Origin of the sequence: Dactylosporangium sp. McL0621 (assembly GCF_049995355.1) — a bacterium.
GTDB lineage: Bacteria > Actinomycetota > Actinomycetes > Mycobacteriales > Micromonosporaceae > Dactylosporangium.
Genome location: NZ_CP188259.1, coordinates 336350 through 357477 on the forward strand (window position 1 = coordinate 336350; position 21128 = coordinate 357477).

The window sequence follows — 21128 nt, forward strand, 5'->3', positions numbered from 1 at the left end:
GGTCGGCTGGTTGTCACGTGAGTCCAACGGCGTGAGGATCGGGCCGGTCCGGTCGTGGCGCTTGGAGGCGATGTGGCGGCGGAAGTAACGCACTGGCTCTACCCGATCAACGCCGAAAGTGAATATGTACTGATCGACCCGGAGTCCGAGGACGAAACCGTCGCCTCCCCGGAGAATCTGCTCCAAGGTATTGAGGAGCACCCGGAGCGGGTCGACCAATGGGTGCTTCGAACGGGCTACCGGAAGATGCGCGAGAACGACGCGGTCTGGGTCTACGCGGGTGGTCAGCGGCAGGCGCTGGTTGCACTGGCCCGCGTGGTGGAGGTCTATCCGGATGAAGACGAGGTTTGGCAGGTCGGGCTGCTGTGGGACCGGCAAGCGACGCGGGCGCTGACGGGTCCTCACCCACTGTTCCGGCGGCAGTCGTTTACGCAGTTCCCTCAGATCGCGGCGGTTCGAGCCGACGCCGATACCACGACGGTGCTCGAACAATGGCTGAAGGGGCGGGGCATCGGCCTCGGCGATCCCGATGCCGGCGATGACCTGTCATTGGAGGACGCGCGGCTGCGAGTCGTGGCCGCGATCGTGCGCAGGCAGGGTCAGGGTGACTTCCGCGCGCGGCTGTTCCAGGCATACGGCGACAACTGCGTTGTCACGGGTTCCCATCCCCGTGCCGTCCTGGAGGCCGCTCATATCGAGCCTTACCGTGGCCCGCACAGCAACGACCTGCGCAACGGGCTCTTGCTTCGCGCCGATCTCCACAGTTTGTTCGACCTGCACCTTGTCGGCTTCGACTCGGCCGGCCGGCTGGAAGTGTCGAAGCAGCTGTCCGCGACGCCGTACTGGAAGATGCGCGGCACGCAACTGCGCGCACCGGTCTCCGGGTACCCGGGACCGCTGAAGCGGCGGCTCGCGGCGCACCTCAAGCAGCTCGAAAGCTAGGACAGGGCTCGCGCGATCGCCGTTGCGGCGGTGATTACTTCCGTCGGGACTGTGGCCGGGTCCAGGTTGGTCAGGGCGACCACGCCCACGCTCGCCTCCAGGCCCTCCACGTCCGGGATGGCCGCGGCCACGCCGTGGGCGCCCTGTTGCAGTTCGCCCGTTGTCGTCACGACCGCGTAGTCGCCGCGGCGGCCGGCCAGGATGGCCTTGCCCGCGGCGCCCTGGTCCAGGGCGTGGCGTGACCCCGTGCGGTATGCCACGTGGAACTGGGTCCAGCTGGGCTCGACCACGGCCAGGGCGTAGGCCTCGCCGCCGTCGGCGATCGTCAGGTGGGCGGTCGCGCCGACCGTTTCGGCCAGGCGGCGCAGGGCGGGGAGGGCGGCGTCGGCGACCAGGGGCTGGGCGCGGCGGGCCAGGTGGAGCAGGCCGGCGCCGAGGCGGAGGCGGCCGGCTCGGTCGCGGCGGACCATGCCGTGCTCGGTCAGGGTCGCGGCCAGGCGGTACACGACCGCGCGGCCCACGCCCAGGGCCGTCGCGGCCTCCGTCATGGTCAGGCCGGCGGGGGTGTCGGCGACGAGGTGGAGCAGGCGCAGGCCGCGGTCCAGGGTCTGCGCCGTCTCGGTAGCCACGGGGCTCAGGGTATAAGGCCGACGGCGGGCGCAAGGATGATCACGCCCGGCGGTTACCCTTGGACGTGTGACCCTACGCTTGTACGACACTGCCACCCGATCGGTCCGGGACTTCGTCCCGTTGACGCCCGGGCAGGTCGGCATCTACCTGTGTGGGCTCACGGTGCAGGCCGGCCCGCATATCGGACACCTGCGCTCCGGGGTCAACTATGACGTTCTGCGTCGATGGTTCCTCGTGTCCGGCTATGACGTCACGTTCATCCGCAACATCACCGACATCGACGACAAGATCCTGGTCAAGGCGGTCGAGGCCGGGCGGCCCTTCTGGTCCATCGCGTATGCCAACGAGCGCATCCTCGCCGCGACCTACGAGCGGCTCGGGGTGCTGCCGCCGACGTACGAGCCGCGGGCGACCGGGCACGTGCCGGAGATGCACGAGCTGATCAAGCAGCTGATCGCGGACGGGCACGCGTACGAGGCGGTCGACGGGTCCGGCGACGTCTACTTCGACGTGCGCTCCTACAAGGACTACGGTGCGCTCTCGGGGCAGCGGCCCGACGCCATGGAGGCGGCGCAGGACGGGCCCGCGCGGGCCAAGCGCGACCCGCTCGACTTCGCGCTGTGGAAGGGGCAGAAGGCCGAGGAGCCCGCGGACGCCAACTGGCCCTCGCCCTGGGGGCCCGGCCGGCCCGGGTGGCACATCGAGTGCTCGGCCATGTGCTGGCGCTACCTCGGCACCGAGTTCGACATCCACGGCGGCGGGCTCGACCTGCAGTTCCCGCATCACGAGAACGAGATCGCGCAGTCGAAGGCGGCCGGGCACGGGTTCGCCCGCTACTGGGTGCACCACGCGCTGCTGAACCTCGGCGGGACCAAGATGGCCAAGTCGCTCGGCAACGTCGTGTCCCTCGACTCCCTGATGGAGTCGGGTCTGCGCCCGGTCGAGGTGCGGTACTACCTGCTCGCCCCGCACTACCGCTCGGTCATCGACTTCACGCCGGAGGCGCTGGCGGAGTCGGCGGTGGCCTACCGGCGGCTCGAGAACTTCGTGCTGCGCGCCGCCGAGCAGGTCGGGCCGGGCGAGCTCGGCACCGTGCCGAGCGGGTTCGCCGAGGCGATGGACGACGATCTCAACACCTCGCGGGCGCTCGCGGTCGTGCACGATGCCGTGCGCGACGCCAACGCGGCGCTCACCGCGGGCGATGGGCCGCAGATCGCCGAGGCGCTTCAGGAAGTACGAGCGATGCTTGATGTCCTTGGGGTTGACCCACTGCACCCGCAGTGGCGCTCCACCGATGCCGGCGACCTGACCAAGGTCGTGGACTCCCTGGTCGCGCTCGCGCTGGAGCAGCGCGCCGCGGCCCGCACGCGTAAGGACTGGGCCGCCGCGGACGCGGTGCGCGACCAGCTCAAGACCGCCGGCGTCGTGGTGGAAGACACCGCGGCCGGTCCACGATGGACGTTGGAGCACTGAACACATGCCAGGAAACTCCGAACGCCGCGGCAAGCGGGTCGTCTCGAAAAAGGGCGCCGCGAAGGGCTCCGGCGGCAAGAACCGGCAGTCCCTCGCCGGGCGTGGCCGCACCCTGCCCGCGGACGAACGTCCGTGGCACAAGGGGTACTCCGGCGACGAGCCGCTGCCCTCGAAGACCGCGTGGAAGCAGGACAAGGAGCGCCGGGCGGCCGCGACCGAGGGCCGCGCGCCCAAGATCGGCCAGCCGGGGACGAAGCGGACGGCCGGCAAGGGCCCGTTCGGCGTCAAAGGCTCGGCGATCGCCAAGACGAGGGTGTCGCCCGGGCGGAAGTCGGTCGCGCCCAAGGACGGCCCGGAGCTGCTCGTCGGGCGCAACCCCGTGGTCGAGGCGCTGCGCACCCACGTGCCGGCCACGGCGCTGTACGTCGCGCTCGGCATCGACATGGACGAGCGCGTCAAGGAGGCCGTGCGCAGCGCGGCCGAGCGGGGCGTCGCGATCCTCGAGGTCACGCGCAACGAGCTCGACCGCATGACCGGAGGGGTACTGCACCAGGGCCTCGGCCTGCAGGTCCCGCCGTACGCGTACGAGCCGTTCCACGACCTCCTGGCCGCCTCGCTCGAGTCGACGCCGCCGCTGCTCATCGCGCTCGACGGCATCACCGACCCGCGCAACCTCGGCGCGATCATCCGCTCCGCGGCCGCGTTCGGCGCGGACGGCGTCTTCCTCACCGAGCGGCGCTCGGCCGCGATCACCGCGACCGCCTGGCGCACCAGCGCCGGCGCGGCCGCGCGGGTCAAGGTCTCCCAGGTCACGAACCTGACGCGGGCCCTGAAGCAGTGCCAGGAGGAGGGCTTCGTCGTCGCCGGGCTCGACGCGGACGGGGAGACGGAGCTGTACTCGCTGGAGGCCGCGGTCGGCCCCCTGGTCGTGGTCGTCGGCTCCGAGGGCCGCGGCCTGTCGCGGCTCGTGGGGCAGACCTGCGACCTGCGCGTCGGCATCCCCATGGTGACCGATGTGGAGTCGCTGAACGCATCGGTCGCGGCCGCCGTAACGCTGGCCGAAGTCAGCCGTCGTCGCCGACTGTAGATCTTTACCCCCGCACCTAGTATGGGCCGGTGACTCAGCCTCAGCAGGGCTTCGCCATCGGGGTCGACCTCGGCACGTCCAACACCGTCGCGGTGGTTCGCCACCCCGACGGCCGGACGCGCCCCCTGCTCGTCGACGGCGCGCCGATCATGCCCTCCGGCGTGTACGTCGACGAGCACGGCCGCATCCACGTGGGGCGGGACGCCTACCGGATGGCCGGGCTCGACCCGTCGCGCTTCGAGCCCAACCCGAAGCGGCGCATCGACGAGCCCACCGTGCTGCTCGGCGACCGCGAGATCGCGACCGTCGACCTGCTGGCGGCGATCCTGGCCGCGGTCGCCCGCGCCGCCGTCGAGGCTGTCGGGTTTCTGCCGGCGGCGGTGCTGACCTACCCCGCGGCCTGGGGCACCCGCCGGCGTGACACGCTCGCCGATGCCGCGCGGCGGGCGGGCTGGCCGCCGGTCCGTCTCGTGCCCGAGCCGGTCGCCGCGGCCCGGTACTTCGCCGACGTCCTGCGCCGGCCCGTCGCGGTCGGATCGTCGCTCGCCGTGTTCGACTTCGGCGGCGGCACGCTCGACATCGCGGTCGTGCGCAACGACAACGGCCGGTTCTCGGTCATCGGCTCCGGCGGCATCGAGGACCTCGGCGGCCTCGACGTCGACGCGGCGATCGTCGAGCACCTCGGCGCCGTGATCAACCAGACGGCGCCGCAGGCCTGGACCGCGCTGCGCAACCCGGCCTCGACGACCCAGCGCCGCGACCGCCGCCTGTTCTGGGACGACATCCGCGGCGCGAAGGAGATGCTGTCGCGCGCGACGGTCGCGCCGATCACGATCCCGGGCCAGGACCAGGCGCTGCACCTCACGCGCGAGGAGCTCGAGCGGGTCACCGAGCCGCTCATCCGCCGCGCCGTCTGGGAGACCGGGAAGGTCATCCACAGCGCCGGCCTGCGCCCGGACCAGCTCGCCGGCCTGTTCCTGGTGGGCGGCTCGTCGCGACTGCCGCTGGCGGCGCGGCTTCTGCACGCCGAACTCGGCATTGCGCCGACTGTGCTCGAACAGCCCGAACTGCCGGTCGCGGAAGGCGCATTGGCGGAGTTGGTACCTATCGGGGCCTACCACACCGAAAGCGTTCCGGTTGCCTCGTCTTCGCCGCATTCCGCACCTCCTGCGTCTCCGGTTTCCCCAGTATCCGGGGGCTTCGGTGTCACGCCGGTGTCAGCGCCGCCGGTCGGTGCCGGGTACCCGATGCGGGCCGCGCAGGTGATCCCGCCCGGGCCGGTCAGCCCGCCCACGGCGCCGTTCTCGGCCCCGCCGGGGCAGGTCGGTCAGCCCACGGCGCCGTTCTCGGCCCCGCCGGCGGCGCCACCGTCCGCGCCTCCTGCGCCGGGTTCGCGCCGCGGCCTGTCACGCCTGCTCGTCGGGGCGGTGGCGGCCGTGGTCGTACTCGCCCTGGTCGGCGCGGGCGTCTGGTGGTTCTTCCTCCGCGACAAGATCAACTCGATCGAGTTCAAGACCGTCGCGAGCGCCGGCGAGCTCCCCCTGGACGAGAAGCTCGACTACCCGGTGACGGCGACGCTGGGCTCGAGGACGTACGCGTTGTACACAACTTCGGACAAGAACGTACACGTGGTGGCGTACGACCTCGACGATCGCAAGAAGCTGTGGCAGTACGACGCCGCCGACAACGATTACCGCTGGGGCGTGTACCCGAACCCGAACGGCATCATCCTGATCGGCACCGGCGGCGACGGCGCGCTGATCATGCTGAACACGTCCGGCAAGGAGCGCACCAAGCAGCAGTGGGCGACGAGCGACAGCGTGAACTTCCTCGACTCCGTGTGGATCTGGCACTCCACGAAGCTCAAGAAGACGAACGCGTACGGCTGGGACGGCGCCAACAAGTGGACACTCGACGACGACGAGAAGGGCACGAGTGTGTACGGCCCGCTGCTCGGTTCTGACGGGCGCGGCCCGACGGACATCGGCGGCGGCCCGGCGAACCGTGATCTGAAGTCCGCCACGCAGTTCGTCACCGTCGACGGCGACAAAATCAACCTGCGCAAGGCCGCCAACCACGAGATCGTGCGCTCGTGGAACGACACGGCGGGGAGCTACGCCGGGTACGCCATGTTCGATCAGCGCCTCTTCGTGTTCGGGACCAGCACGAAGTACACCATCAAAGCCTATGATTTGAGCAAGTCCGGCGAGCCGGTGCAGATCTACACCGCGCCGGACGACAAGCGCGAGATCCAGGCCATGGCCGCGTGTGGCACCGACCACCTGTGCGTGCTCGACTCGGCGTCGTCCGCAGACACCGTGCTGCGCTACATCTCCATTCCGGACAAGAAGCAACTGTGGCAGGGCGACGCGCGGGGCACGACCCGGCTGGTCCCGGTGGGTCAGACGATCCTCGCCACGGCCCCGGGCGGCAGCACCGGGTCGAGCCGGCTGTTCAATGCCGACGGCGGGCAGCTGTTGAAACCCGAGGACCAGGGGGCGCACGGCGCACGCGTCACCAACGGCAGCCTGCTCTTCTTCGCCAAGGTCCCGAGCGCGATCGAGGAGGACGTGACGCTGACGGGCGTGACAGCGGCCTCGGGGGATCGCGTGGCGCTGGGCACCCTGCCGAAGGTCGAGGGCGCGAGCTGCTCGTGGAACACGTCGAAGATCGCGTGCGTGGGCGGGGGCAAGCTGCAGGTCTGGTCGTTCGCCTAGTTCCTGATACGACTTCTTGGTACGACGTCCTGATACGACTTCTTGGTATGACTTCTTGATACGACGAAGGGCGGCCCCTCGCGGGACCGCCCTTCGTGTTCGGCTATCAGATGCGGCGGCCGGTCGCGGCGTTGAACGCGTGGTGGGTGTTCGCGTGGGGGCGAACGTGCACGATCTCGGTCAGCCGCGGCGTGCGGCGCGGGTCGGCGCGTACGACGAAACGCTCGTCCTGGCCCTCGAGCGCGACCGTGCCGTGCACGTAGGCGTCGGAGCCGAGCTCCTCGACCAGGTCGACCGTGATCGGGATGCCACCGTCGTTCGGCCCGACCAGGTCCGTGTCCTCGGGCCGGAACCCGACCGTGACGCGGCCGCTGGCCCCGTCCGACTGCGCGGCGGCGATCTGCTCGCGGGACAGCGGGAGGATGACGTCGCCGAAGCGGCCACCCTGCTCGGTCAGCGGCACCGTCTTGATGTTCATCGCCGGCGAGCCCATGAAGCCCGCGACGAAGACGTTGGCCGGCCGGTCGTACAGCGCACGCGGGCTGTCGACCTGCTGCAGAACGCCATCCAGCAGAACGGCCACCCGGTGACCCATGGTCATGGCCTCGACCTGGTCGTGCGTGACGTACACGGTGGTGATGCCGAGCTTGGCCTGCAGCGTGGCAATCTGCGAACGGGTCTGCACACGGAGCTTCGCGTCGAGGTTCGACAGCGGCTCATCCATGAGGAAGACCTGCGGCTCACGCACGATGGCGCGACCCATCGCGACACGCTGGCGCTGACCACCGGAGAGCGCCTTGGGCTTACGGCCGAGGTAGTCCTCGAGCTGCAGCATCGCGGCCGCTTCCTTCACGCGCCGGTCGATCTCGTGCTTCGGCGTCTTACGCAGCTTGAGCGCGAACGCCATGTTCTCGTACACCGACATGTGCGGGTACAGCGCGTAGTTCTGGAACACCATCGCGATGTCGCGAGCCTTGGGCGGCAGGTGCGTGACGTTGCGCTCGTTGATCAGGATGTCGCCCGCGTCCACGTCTTCGAGACCGGCGAGCATACGCAGCGACGTCGACTTGCCACAGCCGGAGGGCCCGACGAGTACGAGGAACTCGCCGTCACCGATCTGGAGGTCGAGCTGGTCAACTGCGGGACGCGGGGTGCCCGGGTAGATCCGGGACGCCTTCGCGTACGTGACCGTAGCCATGGGGTAGCCACCTTCCACCGGCAGGAACGTGCCGGACGATCCGAGTAGAAGTTCACCGCGCCCGGCTTCGGTGCCGAACACGGAGTGCTGCTTACCTTAAGCGCTTACGGACCGTATGCCAAGGTCATGGTCGGGGTTTGTCCGGGTTGGGCTGGGTTCGACGGCGGTATCTGGGGCGCGGGGGCGGGACAGGACCAAGTACGATCGTGTGGCTAGGCCGACGTGGCGCAACTGGCAGCGCACCCGACTTGTAATCGGAAGGTTGGGGGTTCAAGTCCCCCCGTCGGCTCTCCCGATCAAGCCCCTGACCTGCGCATCCAGGCCTCGTTGCTGATCTTGACCCCTCTGCGGACGGCCGTTTCGTGCTCATTCCGTGCTCATATGGCTTCGTCTGTATGGCTCGGTCGGTTTTCAGGCTCAGACCATGACCTTTGTTGCGACCCGCCGAGGTCTACGTCCGGCACGCGCATGCTGCGGTCACTTGTGTGGCCTACCCTGTCCGCCAGCTACATCGCATTCGTCCCATCTTCGTCGTTCGTCCAGGGCGGGGGTGTCGCGGTGGCTGAACGTAGCTTGGCGTCTACAGGGAAGTCATGTAAGACGAGTCGAGTGCGAGCCTCGTACCGCTCGTCTTCCGTGAAGAGGTCCTCAAACCAGGGCAGGAGCACGGCAAATTCAACGCTGCTGTCAAGGCGTCCCAGTTCGTACAGCTTCTGGAAGCCATACGACGTGTGCCGTGGGTCAGCGAGCAAGCGCTTGGTGGCCCCGACCGCGCCGTAGGCGTGCACCATCGTTTGAAACTCGTTCGGGCGATAGCCGAGCCGAACAAGCTGCGGAATCCCATCAAGCACGTACTGGGTGAACCGCTGGGCCAGGCGGGCGAGCCGGGCCTCGTCGTCACTCATGCCATCCTCCGATGCCGTCGTCGATCGTTGTGGTTCAACGTTCCCCTGTTCAACTACCAGGTCAGCGAGGAGGACGCCTCGCACGGCACACAGTTCGTGGCGGCGTCGAAGCAGTGGTTCGACTCGGTGTGGAACAGCGTCGCCAGGGAGTACCAGGGATGACCGACGACCTGCGCGCGTTACTGGACCCGCAGCCAAGCCATCCTGCTCGACTTCGACGGTCCCGTGTGCTCGATCTTCGGCGGCTACCCTGCGCCGACGGTCGCGGCCGAACTGCTCCAGCTGCTCGAAGCCCGCGGCGTCGACGTCGCCGGCGACATCCGCACCGAGACGGACCCAATGGAGGTGCTCCGCTGGTCGGCCACGCTCGGCAGCCCCGAGCTGCTCCGCGAGGTCGAGGACGGGCTGTGCCGCGCCGAACGGCTCGCCGCAGAGTCCGCAATTCCCGAGCCGCACGGCCAGGCCGCCATCGAGGCGGCCCGCGAGTCGGCGCGGCCCGTGGCGATCGTAAACAACAACTCGGCCGCCGCGATCGAGGCGTACCTGCAAGCGCATCAGCTCGCTGGCCACATCGCCTACGTCGCTGGACGCGCCTACGCGCAGCTTGACCGGATGAAGCCGAATCCAGAACCGGTATGGCGAGCGGCAAGCGCACTCGGGGTCGAGCCAGCTGCGTGCGTGCTGGTTGGAGATTCGCTGTTCGACATCGAAGGAGCACAGGCGGCCGGCGTGCCGGTAATCGCTTACGCGAATAAGCCTATAAAAATACAAAGATTACCGAAGCATCCGCCGACGTCGTACTAACCAGTATGCGTGAAATCGCTTGCGCACTGGCTGGCGCGACACGCTAGACAAGGTGCCATCCGGTTGACACCTTGCTTCGAGACGCACCGCCGAGCCGCTTACGAACAAGGGACATGGCCGGGTTAAGCATGGCTAGTCCTCGTGAAGAAAGCGTTCGACCCGCGCACGAATCTCAGCAAGCTGCGGATTTCCCGGACCGATCTTCCCAAGCGCACGGTACTGCTCTTGCAGGATATCGTTAGCAGTGACGCGCTCCCAATTCCCGAGATTGAGAGCACCAGTGGTGCGATCGACCCAAACACTCTTGCCATTCTTGGGCACGTCGTCATCATCTTCCAGCATCAGCAGAAGTGATTCGGGATTCTCACCGGGGAGATAATCCAGGTTCCTGTAGGTCCACTCCATAATGCGACGCAGCTGCTGGCTTTTTTGCGCGCCTGACCCGGTTGATGGCCCATCGAGCGGCAGCGTTACAGACACAGCCAATGTTTCCGTCAGGGTCGACTCAAGTTTTTTATCCACCAGCGTTTCGGGATCGGGATGGGGAACCGCCGGTCGCTGATCCCCATCAAGAAGAACAAGACATCGCCGTTGACCCGTCAGCGCCAGATTGGGAATGAATCGACCCTTGATGGTTCCAGACCCGCCGGGGAGAACCTCGATATCCAGCCTCGAGTTCAAACTCTCACCGAGGGGTCGGGTCGCAGTCCTCACAATAGCGGCTGCCAGCCGATCTTCAACGTAAACGGTCCATCGCTCTTTAGCTTCGATGCCCAAGCGGAAGAACGCGTCGACCGGATCTGTGTTCTGGCTAACGAGATCGATCTTCCCGTCCGTCTCGCTACGCAGAAAGACCTTGATTGCCTGCGACGGCAGGTCGGCGACAATCGCTGGCGCATGGGTCGATACCACTACCTGATGGCGTCGAGTCTTCGCCTGGCGCGCCATGAAAGCCATCAGCTGCCGCTGCGCTCCTGGGTGAAGGGACACTTCGGGCTCATCAAGCAAGATAAGGGAGCTCGGCGGCGCTTCCGTAATCGCCTTAACTAGCATTACGACAGCGAATTCGCCGCTACCCGCGAAGGCTTCGGAGTACTGAATATCGAGAGACCGAAGGATGATCGTGGCGCCTGACACATCGAAATATTTGTGCGTTAGGACCTCAATCGATTCGTAATTCCTGCCGAGAATCAGAGAGATGGCTCTAACTTGATCTTTGTCGAGGCTCACGGCGGGGGTGATGATGCGTTCTTTGGAATAGAAATTATGGCTCTCGGTCTTAACGTTGAACGCCTTAGACACGTAACCGGCACGACGCCTAACGTGGGCCTTCTTGATCGCCGGCGTACCGCCTCTTTGGTACGCAGCATGGTAGAAAAACTTGTCGTAGGCAGAGAGCTCCGACCGGAAATCAAGATACACGACGTTTTTGCGAATGGTCTTCCACCGAGTGGCCACCCGGTCCTCTGGCATCTCTTGGCCATCTTCGATAGGAGTCATTCTCGCCATGCCGTCCGCGAGGATTGGCCGCGCAGGCTCGAAGTAGTCTGGGTCGTTCTCGCGCACGATGCGCGATTTAACAACCTCGACAATCTCGCCGACAGACCTGGCCAGATAACCGTAAATGAAGCGGTGTCGGTCCTCCGGCTTGATCGGATCTAGATTAGTCGAGAACCAGTATTGCCCGACGTTGTTGTTCCCTGGAGCGCCTTGCAGCGCCCTCAGGATAGCGGTCTTATTTGTACCATTCGGACCGACAAGTGCTGTCACCGGATGGGTGAAGTCGACACGGGTACCGTCCCGAAGCGCCCTGAAGTGCGGAAATCTAATGTGGCGAATGTACGGCTCGAAGGCGTTGGCTGCCAGCATGCCTGCCAAATCGTCATGCGTAGGGTCCACAGAGTCCTCCGGAGCACGGGGCGATCGCACGGTCTCACTTTGTCCTGACCTTCTGTATCGGGATCCCCGCCCCGTGTCAAGACCGCAGAGCGCTCCGCATCAAGGCACCGCAACACTATGCGAACGTCGCCCGGATTCCGCCTCGTTGCGGAGTCCTCAATAAGTCCGAAGATCGGCAAAAGCTAAACCAGCGACAGTTGCCGGCTGAAGTCATCATGTCTTGTTAGATCAGACGCCTTGAGGTGCGTTTCCGGGAGGATGACACTTTCGATATCCGGTCGATCACCGCCGAGAATCCAATTAACCACATGGGCAAGTTGGAACGAGATCAGAGGCGGCACCGCGTCCCCGACCTGGCGATAAAGATTCTTGCGACTGGGTCCGACGAAGCGGTAACTCCGTGGAAAGCCCTGAAGAATTGCCAACTCCCGTAACGTGCATTGCCGATCCTGCTCAGGATGAGAGTAGCGACCATTACCCACATGCGTGCACTCACGCTTGATTGTAGGCGCTGGCCTATTCCACGCCATCCGGCCATAAACGTCGCGATAGGCGTTCGGACGTCCACCCTCGACAGCCTTCCGCATTGACGGGATCAGGTAACGCTCCGTCTCAGGATCTCCCAAGAGATCAGGCCAGCTACCGCCGTCATGCGGCATTCTCCGGATGCGCTCAAGCGACTCGCCGCTCAATAGAGGACTTGTGTGATTGACATCCGCACTGTCAGTCTCGCCGGTGGCGATGACCGGAAGGGACTTGATTGCCCTGTGGACCGTAGTCGCTGAGGGGTCAACACCATAGCCCTCCCACAGATCGTCAAGCGTTCGCGCCTTGAGATCGCCTTTAACGGCTATCAACAGAGCCCGCTCACGCTGCTGAGCAAGGCCGAATCGGGTCAAAACGTACGAGGCCGCATGTAGGCGGAAGCCCTGCTTCGTCAGCCGACGGTTCAACGCTGTAAAATGATGGCGAAAGTTGCCGTTTAGCAGCTGCGGAACGTTCTCCATTACGATCACTCGTGGCTTAAGTACTGCCGCGAAATCGGCAACTCGAGCGACTAGCGAGTTCCGGGGATCTTCTTGCACATAATTCTTGGACACAGCCCGCGAGAAGCCGGTACACGGCGGACAAGCCAGCAAGACGTCAAGTTCCGAGCGGCCAGCAGGAAGGATCTGCGCGGCCAGTTCCTCAGGCTTCAAGACGGAGAGATCCGCATGGAGAGGGGAAATTCCCATATTGGCCTGATAAGTTGCGTTGCAGCCAATAGCACCGTGTCCGGTACTCGGCTTCCCAACCTCTACATCGGCGGCGCCGACGACAGAGAAGTTTTCATGGGCATGGAATCCGAAACTCATGCCACCACCGCCAGAGAAAAGATCAGCGGTGATGTTCAATGACGGACCCAAGCGCTCCACCTCACTGTCTCGTGCGCTTACTCTGAGGCCAATGGAGTCTCGGAAGCGAAAACACGCATACGTTACTCGGTCGAGGTGAAAAAGTCAAGGACGAGGGTCAACTCCTGCACAGCGGAGTCGCGGACGCTCCCCAGCCTCTTGGATACCGCCAGTCACGAAGTCGGCACTCGGTATTGAAAAGCGAGCACGCGCAGGTCGGAATCCGCAATCGACCATGGCCGGCGCTCCACAGCTACGCCCCCCGAGGCTACGGGCTCCGACTTGGAACGGTCCAGCCGGATGCTATGCACAATGAACAACGCGTTGTGCGGGAACCGCTCGCGGTGAAGGTTGACCTCGTTCCTAGTGAGAATGATCGACTCGCCGAATGAAGTTGTTCCTTTCACCTCGACGCTCAACTCCTCCGGACCTTTGCCCACTTTGATGTCGAAAGACTCTGTCGCACCCACGTCCCTGACGTCGGCCCAACCCTGGCTGCGGTGGTACTCCATGGCAACGTCAACGGCTCTGCGTTCGACTGCTTGCTGTTCCCTCTTCGTTAGCCGAAAGCCCTGACCAGACGGCCAGCCACGCCGGCCGGCGGCCATCGCAACGTCGGCTTTCAGCTGGCTCACCTCAGGCGGTTCGACGCCCGGGATGCGCGGGTCGCTGCCTTCCAGGTGGTAGAGCTCCTTGAGCATGCTCAGCATGAATTTGAGGTCGGCAAGTAGTCGATCGGTTGCGGGAACCGCGTCCGCATCGTATTCGATCGCGTAGGCCGTGCTGGCCGCGCCTGCGGCACCAAGGCTGCTTCTTCCGTGAGTCCAGTTGAAGGTCGGTAACAAGGTCTGGGCGCAGTGGCGCAAAGCTCGTGAGGTCTGGGCGCAGTGGCGCAAAGCTCGTGAGGTGCCCTCTTGCCCACTGGACGAGTGCGTTCAGCTGCGCGGGCCGCCGGAGGCGGAACTCGACGCCGTCCCACTCCGTGCTGCTGTGCAACAGCGTTAAATAGCACCGGTGGCCGAGAGCATTGAACAGGTACACCACATACCAGCCCTCGGTCGCGCTCGGACTTCTCGCCGCCGAGTACAGCCGAATCCAGGGCACCTCAGTCTTCTGGCCAGTGCCGTCTCTGCCCTGGATCCGAAGGTCGTCGAAGACGTCGGCCACCCCCGCATGCAGGTCGACAGCGTGCTCGTTCAGCCAGGCACGCATCTCCTGTCGAACGACGACTCCGCGACGCTGCATGGCAGGCGTGTTTTTGGCCTCGTACTGGTCCTGGAGTCGCAGGACTTCCTCGATCAGGTTCTGCATCGTGAGAGCCCTCTCGGATCAAAAGGCTGAAGTCCTACTGATCTTCGTTCACCAACTCCACGGACGGTAGTTCCGCTCGACGCAAGACACTCTGCTGCGTCGATCGACGCGTAGTCGCAGCGCAGCCGCCGAGCGATGGGTTGGAACGGCCACGGCAAATGTACGGCCAGAGTTTCTTATTGATCTTGATTTCGACGGAGAACCGGCAGGTCAAGACGCCTTCCCAGCCCAAGGCGTTTACCCCATCCGGAGGCGGTACCTTCGCCGCAACGGGTGGCACGGAAGCTCGGCGCCTCCGTCAACGCGGGCGTGCACTACATGACTGGTACTCGATATTGGAAGGCCAGCACGCGTAGATCGGCATCGGAGATCGCCCAAGGTCGGTGCTCGACGGCCAGGCCGCCCGACGCGATGGGGTCCGGGCCGGAACGGTCCAACGCGATGCTATGGACGATGAACAGCGCATTGTGCGGGAACCGCTTGCGGTGCAACTCGACTTCGTTCCTGGTCAGGATCACGGACTCGCCGAGCGAGGTCGTTCCCTTGACCTCGATGCTCAGCTCGTCCACGCCGTTACGCACTCGGACGTCGAACGACTCAGTCGCCCCCACGTCCGTGACGTCGGCCCAGCCCCTGTCTCGGTAGTACTGCATGGCAACATCAACGGCTCGACGTTCGACTGCCAGCTGCTCCTTCTTCGTAAGGCGGAAACCCTGCCCTGAAGGCGAACCACGTCGGCCGGCCGCTACGGCCACGTCGGCTTTGAGCTGGCTTACCTCCGGCGGGTCGGTCCCCGGGATGCGCGGGTCGCTCTCCTTGAGCCGATAGAGCTCCTTGAGCATGTTCAGCATGAACTTGAGGTCGGCGAGCAGCTGGTCAGGTCCAGGTACCGCGCCGGCCTGATACTCGATCGCATATACAGTGCTCGCAGCGTACGCCGCACCGAGGCCGCTCCTCCGCGAGTCCAGCTGGAGGCTGGTCACCAGATCGGCGCGCTGCTGCGCGAACGTCATGAGGTGGCTTCTTGCCCATTGGACGAGCGCATGAAGCTGCGATGGTGGCCGAAGGCGAAACTCGACGCCGTCCCATTCCGTACTGCTGTGCAGCAACGTCAGATAGCAGCGATGGCCGAGTGCACTGAACAGGTACACCACATACCAGCCCTCAGTGGCGCTCGGGCTGCGCGCCGCTGAATAGAGCCGGATCCAGGGCACCTCAGTCTTCTGACCTGTGCCGTCCCTGCCCTGTATGCGCAAGTCTTCGAAGACGTCGGCTACCTCGTTGATCAGGTCGCCCGCGAACTGGCTGAGCCACGCGCGCATCTCCTGCCGGACGACGACGCCCCTCCGCTGCATAGCTGGCGTGTTCTTGGCGTCGTACTCGTCCTGGAGCCGCAGTACTTCCTCGATCAGGTCCTGCACCCCGGTGGTCCCCTCATCAGCCGAGCGACGAATGTCCCACAGATCTTCGGCTATGGACCGGATGGGCAACAGACCTGCCGCCCTGGAACTGCACTGCCGGTGTGCACGGCTCGCCACGTAGGCGCCACGGTTGAGTGACGAACTGAGAGACAACCGGCGAGTGCGCCGCTGAACTGCCACGGACGCCCGTGGATCCTGGGCCTGCCCCGTTTTGACGGACATCCGAGATCGGGACTGTAAAACGAACGGTGTAACTCCTGATCAAGGAGCAGCACCTGATGTCCGATGTGGTGATCGCCGAGGCTGATACTGGCTCGGTGGCGAAGCGGAAGCCGGCCCGGCTGGAGGTACACGGTGTCGACGAGCAGCTCGTCGCCCAGCTGGTGGAGCCGGCCCGCACTGCTGGGCTGCAGCTGACGGGTGATCTGTGGACGGTGAACGTCATGCTCGACCCGGACGCGGCGCCGACGATTACTGGCCTGCTGGACTTGACCGGACCCTGTGGGGCGATCCGGCGGCTGACTGGTCGATTCGGATGGTGTCGGCGAAGCCTGGAACGGAGCGCGACGCGTTCTGGGAGACCTACGGCGCGCCGGACGAGTCGGAGTCCGCTCGGTTCCGGCGCCTGGTGTACGAGGCGCGGCATCTCGGGGGCGATTCGCTTGGAACGCTATCGGCTCGGCAAACCCGACGGCGCTGACGGGACGTACCGGGGCCTGGCTGAGGTCGTGGCTCACTTGCCGTAGCGGCCCCCGCCGACGTCGGGATCCCAGTACCGGATGAGGATGATGCCATCGGCGGGCGAGGTCTTCCACAGTGTTGTGAAGCGTAGAGAACTCCATCATCACCGATACGATCTCACCCGCCTCTTCCGCCTCTACCGAGGTGACGAACTCCACGGACTCCCTGATTCGGCTCCGCTGACTGACGACGCAACCGCCCCGCCTCGGTAGTGCCGGCTCGCAGTCGTTGTCAAACCTGCAAGTTCAATGGTCTCGGGCGTTTAGGGCCGCCGGTCCAGCCGGTACAGCGTCGCATCATCGGCCGGGTCCCCGAGCGATCCAAGGTCGATCAGCCGGAGTGGCACGTCCGGCGCAGTGACCGGACGCCACACCGCGTCAGCCACACCACCCTGGCCGCTGATCCGGGCTGCGGCTGCGGTTGCCGCCGGCGTAGCCAGCGGGCCCCGCCCGAGATGCTGGAGCAGGTTCCGCTTCCTGGCCTCGTCCGGCACGAAGAACAACACCGGCCACGCTGCCCACCCTGCGCCGTCAGCTGCTCGTACCGTCGCACCTTGTCCACGAGCACCGGCACCGACTCGGTGCCACGGTCGTACTCGAGGAAGAATGCGACCCGCCGCCCGCCCTCCGCGTAGATGCCGTGGGCGTCGGCACGAACCCGATACATGCCCACCACCCCGAATCGCAGCGGCTCGGCGCACTGCCGTTCCGACCACCACCGCAACACCGCAGCGTCCGGCGTACGGCGGGCATGACTGATCAAGTCGATGAAGAACTGGTTGACACCCCGCAGGTGCGCCAAGGTCGGGCTCATGGCGACCCGCCGCTGGCGTGCAACGACATCCGTGGCCCGGGGCGCCGGGTTTCCGCGCAGCGCCGCGACGATTTCCGCGCCGAGGGGCCCGAGCACGTAGTAGACGGTGCGGTGGCCGGGCGTGGTGTGCTGGAACCGGTCGAGGATGCCAAGCCTGTGCAGGCGCAGCAGTCGGTCGGTCGCCGTCCGGCGCGCGTGTACAGCGCCGACGTGATTTGTTCGATGGTGAGTGCCTGGTGGTCGTGCAGCTATTCGAGCAGGCACACGTCGCGGTCGGTGATGAAAGCACGCGCGGCGAGCACGCGATCTGGACGGGTGGCGGTCATTGGTGCCTCCTGGACGGTCAGCCGTCTGGCGACGGCTCTCATCCACAAAGGCCCCACCGTTGGCCGGTAACCGGCGCCGGCTGGCGATTGATGACCCAACACAACCCAACGCACCCAACCCGGCTCGCCGGCCGACCCAACGAGCGACGCTGCGATGGCGCGTCGGTTGGGCACCGAAGTCTCCGCGGCATGCGGTGACACCCAACCGGCACTCACAGAGCCAACAACGCGCTTGGGCACGTTGGCTACCGGTCGGGCGTCGGTTGGTGAATGACCTGTCCTCGGTTGGGTCGACCCAGCCCGTCAGTTGGGCCGTGTCGGGTCCGGGCCGTAGCCAGCTGCAGGATTGGACACCGCAGGTACTCAACGGGCTCGTGTTGGGTCGATCCAACGGGCCGGTTGGCGCCCAACACCGACTCGGCAACTGCTCTGACGGGCACTGCCAGGTGCGGCACGACGACGCCGGCAATACCGGACGAGGCCGTCAGAACGTCGCTGGTCGAGTCCGCGGAGAGATGGCACGCCGCGTTGCTGGACAGGGGCTCGGGCGGTTCGGTAACGGTGCCCGGTGCCCGGTGCCCGGTGCCCGGTGCCCGTGGTCGAACCCCTAGTCGAACCCGTGGGCAGACCCCAGGCGAACCCCTGTATGCCGATTTGACCTTGAGATGGCGTATCACTGCAGGTCAGCGGCTGGTGTTGGGCACGAACCCAAACCCGACACATCCCCTTGGGGGATACATTTCCCGAACGGGGGTGGGCGTAAGAGCGTGATTGCTGACGTTCCGGCGGGGGCACGTCGATCGCTGATGCCGGCGCCGGACATGATCGACCGGGGCTGCGAACGCCGCGGCCCCACCTGGGACGCTCCGCTTGAGCCTGGTCAGGATCGACTCCCTCGCGGTGCTCCTGCAGCGCTGGGATCTCGATCGGCTCACCGACGCCCTCCGCACGACGACGGACGACCGCGCGAACGAGGCCCGCACGCTCATCCGAGGACACCGAACCACTGACCGAACCGACGATGCCGCCCGATTGGTGATCCCGTTGGGCGCCGACATGGACCTCGACCGGCGCCGCTCGTGACGACTTGATGATCACGGCCGCCCGGGCGTGAATGGCGGTCGTGACGTCGAACAGCAGGAGACGAAACCGTTCAGTCCGGACTATCCGACTCGGTGACCGTCGCCCGCGCTGCCGGCGCTCCGCCACTAGGCGAAGCGTCGTGACGACCCGACCACCCGGTCCACTGCCACCTCGACCGGGCCTCTCGGCTCTGCCTATATAGACAAGTCGGCGTATGCCGGGGGGCTGGATGCAGGCCGGCATGGACCGAGACGGGCGCGGCCCCCGGCGCAGCGGCCTGCCGCACAGATTGGAGGAATCGACGCCCGCAGCACTGGACCGCATCCGCGAGTCGATGACCGTGCAGCCCACGGCCCGAGACAAGGGCCTACGGCTGACCGTCGAGGTCGTGGCCTACGACAACGGCATGATCCAGGTCGACGGCGTGCCGATCAACGCGGCCCGGCCTAAGACGATGGCGAGGGATGGCTCGGCACTGCAGAGGTCGCCGTCGCCACCATCGGTGAGGTCCGGCGTTAGGCCGGCCCGCCGGAGACGCAACGCTGCCGAGCAAGGCCGCGAAGCCGTCCCTCGTCACGGCGATCGTCGACGCGACAACGGGTCGCCGCCTGGGACGGCGCTGCTATCGCCTCCCGTTGACGATGCTTCGGCTTTCCGTGTGCATGTGATCACGTTTGGTTGACCATCGCGGGGAGCACGTATGGCGGAGCTTGAGTGGTATCGGTTGGCCCGATAAGGTGGTCAAATTGATCTCTCGTACGATGCGGCGGATGTTGGTACTGGTGGCGTGATGAGGGGAGACCAATGGCGGCCGACCCGGACACGGAGCCGATCGACAATCCATCGACCCGACTTCGTGTGGTGGATTTGTTTGCCGGCTGCGGTGGCCTGACCAAGGGCTTCCAGCTGTCGGGCTACTTCACCCCGGTCGGCGCGGTCGAGCTGAACGAGTTCGCCGCCGCGACTTACGCCGCCAACTTCGGCGGCGACCACATCTTCTGCGGTGACATCGGGGAATGGGTCAAGTCGGACCTTCCGGCCGCGGACGTGGTGATCGGCGGCCCGCCGTGCCAGGGCTTCTCCAACCTGGGCAAAAAGCGTGCGGACGACGAGCGAAACCAGTTGTGGCGGGAGTATGTCAACGCGCTGGTAAAGATCAAGCCCAAGGCGTTCCTGATCGAGAACGTTGACCGGTTCGCCAAATCCGAAGAGTTTGCCGCGCTTCGACGTGAAACGGCCCCGGGCGGACGGCTCGAGGATTACCAGCTCGACCCCAGGATGGTCACCGCTGCCGACTACGGCTCGGCGCAGGTACGAAAGCGTTTTATCGTCATTGGCACGCACAAGAGCGTGCGGCAGCAGATCATGATCCCCGATCCGACGGTGCGCCGCGAGGCGTGGCGGACCGTCAAGGATGCCCTCCACGGCGTGACCGCGTCGATTCCCGTTGACCACATCGACCTGCCGCCGAATCGTCTGGAAAACGGCATGCCGGGGCCGTTCCTGTCGTCGGAGCTGCATGTCACGCGTTACTACGACCCCAAGGTGTCGATCGCTCGGTTCAAGAAGATTCCGCCGGGTGGCAACCGGTTCGACCTGCCCGATGACCTCAAGGCGCCGTGCTGGAAGAACCACCTGACCGGATCGGCCGACGTCATGGGGCGGCTGCGCTGGGACAAACCGTCCGTCACCATCAGGACGGAGTTCTTCAAGCCGGAGAAGGGCAGATACCTGCACCCCGAGGAGCACCGGGCGCTCACGCATTACGAGGCCGCGCTGCTGCAGGGCTTTCCGGACAACTTCAAGTGGTGTGGCACCAAGATCCAGATTGCCCGGCAGATCGGCAATGCGGTTCCGGTGGAGCTGGCCAAAGCCCTGGCCGAGCACATCGGGGCCAGCCTCATCGACGCCGCCGAAGGCTCCGCTCGCGCACGGCAGCCGCAACAAGAGCAGCTGCCACTTCTGTCTGTTCGTGCTCCCAGATTCGAATGACCTGCCAGCCGGCCTCGGTGAGCAATCGATTGGTCTCCAGGTCGCGGGCGCGGGTTCGGTCGACCTTCTCCGACCAGAACTGAGCGTTCGCCTTCGCTTTGGTGTGATGGTCGGGGCAGCCGTGCCAGAAGCAGCCGTCGACGAAGACCGCCACCTTCGCGCCGCTGAACACCAGGTCGGCCGTGCGGCGGATCGCGGCGAGGGGGCGGGTCGACGTGCGGTACCGCAGACCCAGGGCATGGACGGCCGAGCGCAGTCGCATTTCGGGCCGTGTGTCGCGACCCTTGTTCGCCTGCATGCATCGGCGGACGCCGTCGCTCGACGCCCATCCCCCACTCAGCCGTTCGACCACGCGAACGAGACTACCGCCGGGACCGCTTTGTCAGCCGATC

At 65.8% G+C, this 21128-nt stretch carries 17 protein-coding genes, 1 tRNA gene and 3 pseudogenes; 10 read left to right on the plus strand and 11 right to left on the minus strand.

The window, feature by feature from the left end:
- The first annotated feature begins 72 nt into the window (after positions 1-72).
- A complete protein-coding gene (locus tag ACPPVO_RS01560; RefSeq protein WP_426509428.1) occupies positions 73-942 on the plus strand; it encodes an HNH endonuclease in 870 nt (289 codons plus the stop codon).
- On the opposite strand, the gene ACPPVO_RS01565 is transcribed toward ACPPVO_RS01560, so the two are convergent.
- Positions 939-1571: an IclR family transcriptional regulator gene (locus ACPPVO_RS01565; RefSeq protein ID WP_426509430.1), complete on the minus strand. Its 633-nt coding sequence runs from the start codon at positions 1569-1571 to the stop codon at positions 939-941. The two genes, ACPPVO_RS01560 and ACPPVO_RS01565, sit on opposite strands and share 4 nt — an antisense overlap.
- Before the next feature lie 67 nt (positions 1572-1638).
- Between ACPPVO_RS01565 and cysS the strand changes: the two genes are divergently transcribed.
- The 3 genes from cysS to ACPPVO_RS01580 are packed head-to-tail and all read left to right on the plus strand — an operon-like array spanning position 1639 to position 6849.
- A complete protein-coding gene (gene cysS / locus ACPPVO_RS01570) occupies positions 1639-3045 on the plus strand; it encodes a cysteine--tRNA ligase (RefSeq protein WP_426509432.1) in 1407 nt (468 codons plus the stop codon).
- 4 nt (positions 3046-3049) lie between these two features.
- The gene (gene rlmB, locus ACPPVO_RS01575) at positions 3050-4132 is read left to right on the plus strand and encodes a 23S rRNA (guanosine(2251)-2'-O)-methyltransferase RlmB (protein WP_426509434.1); all 1083 of its coding nucleotides are present in this window, start codon (positions 3050-3052) and stop codon (positions 4130-4132) included.
- 29 nt (positions 4133-4161) lie between these two features.
- On the plus strand, positions 4162-6849 hold the full coding sequence (locus tag ACPPVO_RS01580) for an Hsp70 family protein (protein WP_426509435.1): 2688 nt from the start codon (positions 4162-4164) through the stop codon (positions 6847-6849).
- Positions 6850-6955: 106 nt separating this feature from the next.
- Here ACPPVO_RS01580 and ACPPVO_RS01585 read toward each other — a convergent pair whose 3' ends face one another.
- Positions 6956-8047, minus strand: coding sequence for an ABC transporter ATP-binding protein (locus ACPPVO_RS01585; RefSeq protein WP_426509437.1), 1092 nt, complete (start codon positions 8045-8047; stop codon positions 6956-6958).
- Between the two features lie 216 nt (positions 8048-8263).
- Between ACPPVO_RS01585 and ACPPVO_RS01590 the strand changes: the two genes are divergently transcribed.
- A tRNA-Thr gene (locus ACPPVO_RS01590) sits at positions 8264-8336 on the plus strand.
- Between the two features lie 217 nt (positions 8337-8553).
- On the opposite strand, the gene ACPPVO_RS01595 is transcribed toward ACPPVO_RS01590, so the two are convergent.
- Positions 8554-8952 carry a hypothetical protein gene (locus ACPPVO_RS01595; protein WP_426509439.1) on the minus strand — a complete coding sequence of 133 codons (399 nt, stop codon included), beginning with the start codon at positions 8950-8952 and terminating at the stop codon, positions 8554-8556.
- Between the two features lie 36 nt (positions 8953-8988).
- Between ACPPVO_RS01595 and ACPPVO_RS01600 the strand changes: the two are divergent.
- Together ACPPVO_RS01600 and ACPPVO_RS01605 are read left to right on the plus strand one after the other, a co-directional pair.
- Positions 8989-9114, plus strand: a pseudogene (locus ACPPVO_RS01600) (GntR family transcriptional regulator); the annotation flags it as partial.
- 63 nt (positions 9115-9177) lie between these two features.
- Positions 9178-9756: an HAD family hydrolase gene (locus ACPPVO_RS01605; protein WP_426509441.1), complete on the plus strand. Its 579-nt coding sequence runs from the start codon at positions 9178-9180 to the stop codon at positions 9754-9756.
- A gap of 132 nt (positions 9757-9888) precedes the next feature.
- On the opposite strand, the gene ACPPVO_RS01610 is transcribed toward ACPPVO_RS01605, so the two are convergent.
- From ACPPVO_RS01610 to ACPPVO_RS01630, 5 genes and pseudogenes are all read right to left on the minus strand, one after another.
- Complete coding sequence (locus ACPPVO_RS01610; RefSeq protein ID WP_426509443.1) at positions 9889-11625, minus strand: ATP-dependent nuclease; 1737 nt, start codon at positions 11623-11625, stop codon at positions 9889-9891.
- 212 nt (positions 11626-11837) lie between these two features.
- Positions 11838-13049, minus strand: a complete 1212-nt coding sequence (locus ACPPVO_RS01615) for a DNA cytosine methyltransferase (RefSeq protein WP_426509445.1) — start codon at positions 13047-13049, stop codon at positions 11838-11840.
- Positions 13050-13222: 173 nt separating this feature from the next.
- On the minus strand, positions 13223-13894 hold the full coding sequence (locus ACPPVO_RS01620) for a protein NO VEIN domain-containing protein (RefSeq protein ID WP_426514498.1): 672 nt from the start codon (positions 13892-13894) through the stop codon (positions 13223-13225).
- Positions 13895-14021: 127 nt separating this feature from the next.
- A pseudogene (locus ACPPVO_RS01625) lies at positions 14022-14360 on the minus strand (MrcB family domain-containing protein); the annotation flags it as partial.
- Between the two features lie 314 nt (positions 14361-14674).
- Positions 14675-15781 (minus strand): MrcB family domain-containing protein, encoded by a 1107-nt coding sequence (locus ACPPVO_RS01630; protein WP_426509446.1) that lies wholly within the window; start codon positions 15779-15781, stop codon positions 14675-14677.
- Positions 15782-16059: 278 nt separating this feature from the next.
- On the opposite strand from ACPPVO_RS01630, the gene ACPPVO_RS01635 reads away from it, so the two are divergent.
- A complete protein-coding gene (locus tag ACPPVO_RS01635) occupies positions 16060-16527 on the plus strand; it encodes a hypothetical protein (protein ID WP_426509448.1) in 468 nt (155 codons plus the stop codon).
- A gap of 257 nt (positions 16528-16784) precedes the next feature.
- Here the strand turns inward: ACPPVO_RS01635 and ACPPVO_RS01640 are convergent, their stop codons facing one another.
- Positions 16785-17027, minus strand: a complete 243-nt coding sequence (locus ACPPVO_RS01640; protein ID WP_426514957.1) for a hypothetical protein — start codon at positions 17025-17027, stop codon at positions 16785-16787.
- Between the two features lie 74 nt (positions 17028-17101).
- Positions 17102-17707: pseudogene (locus ACPPVO_RS01645) on the minus strand (replication-relaxation family protein); the annotation flags it as partial.
- Between the two features lie 824 nt (positions 17708-18531).
- Between ACPPVO_RS01645 and ACPPVO_RS01650 the strand changes: the two are divergent.
- Both ACPPVO_RS01650 and ACPPVO_RS01655 read left to right on the plus strand, forming a co-directional pair.
- Positions 18532-18744 (plus strand): hypothetical protein, encoded by a 213-nt coding sequence (locus tag ACPPVO_RS01650; protein WP_426509450.1) that lies wholly within the window; start codon positions 18532-18534, stop codon positions 18742-18744.
- An 804-nt stretch (positions 18745-19548) separates the two neighbouring features.
- The gene (locus ACPPVO_RS01655) at positions 19549-20736 is read left to right on the plus strand and encodes a DNA cytosine methyltransferase (protein ID WP_426509452.1); all 1188 of its coding nucleotides are present in this window, start codon (positions 19549-19551) and stop codon (positions 20734-20736) included.
- Here the strand turns inward: ACPPVO_RS01655 and ACPPVO_RS01660 are convergent.
- Positions 20645-21088: a very short patch repair endonuclease gene (locus ACPPVO_RS01660; RefSeq protein WP_426509454.1), complete on the minus strand. Its 444-nt coding sequence runs from the start codon at positions 21086-21088 to the stop codon at positions 20645-20647. The genes ACPPVO_RS01655 and ACPPVO_RS01660 overlap by 92 nt on opposite strands.
- Between the last annotated feature and the right edge of the window lie 40 nt (positions 21089-21128).

Bases quoted from the DNA above. Each gene is read 5' to 3' on its own strand.
- rlmB (WP_426509434.1), top strand. From the start codon at position 3,050: ATGCCAGGAAACTCCGAACGCCGCGGCAAGCGGGTCGTCTCGAAAAAG.
- ACPPVO_RS01585 (WP_426509437.1), bottom strand. From the start codon at position 8,047: ATGGCTACGGTCACGTACGCGAAGGCGTCCCGGATCTACCCGGGCACC.
- ACPPVO_RS01595 (WP_426509439.1), bottom strand. From the start codon at position 8,952: ATGAGTGACGACGAGGCCCGGCTCGCCCGCCTGGCCCAGCGGTTCACC.
- ACPPVO_RS01610 (WP_426509443.1), bottom strand. From the start codon at position 11,625: ATGCTGGCAGCCAACGCCTTCGAGCCGTACATTCGCCACATTAGATTT.
- ACPPVO_RS01635 (WP_426509448.1), top strand. From the start codon at position 16,060: ATGTCCGATGTGGTGATCGCCGAGGCTGATACTGGCTCGGTGGCGAAG.
- ACPPVO_RS01655 (WP_426509452.1), top strand. From the start codon at position 19,549: ATGGCGGCCGACCCGGACACGGAGCCGATCGACAATCCATCGACCCGA.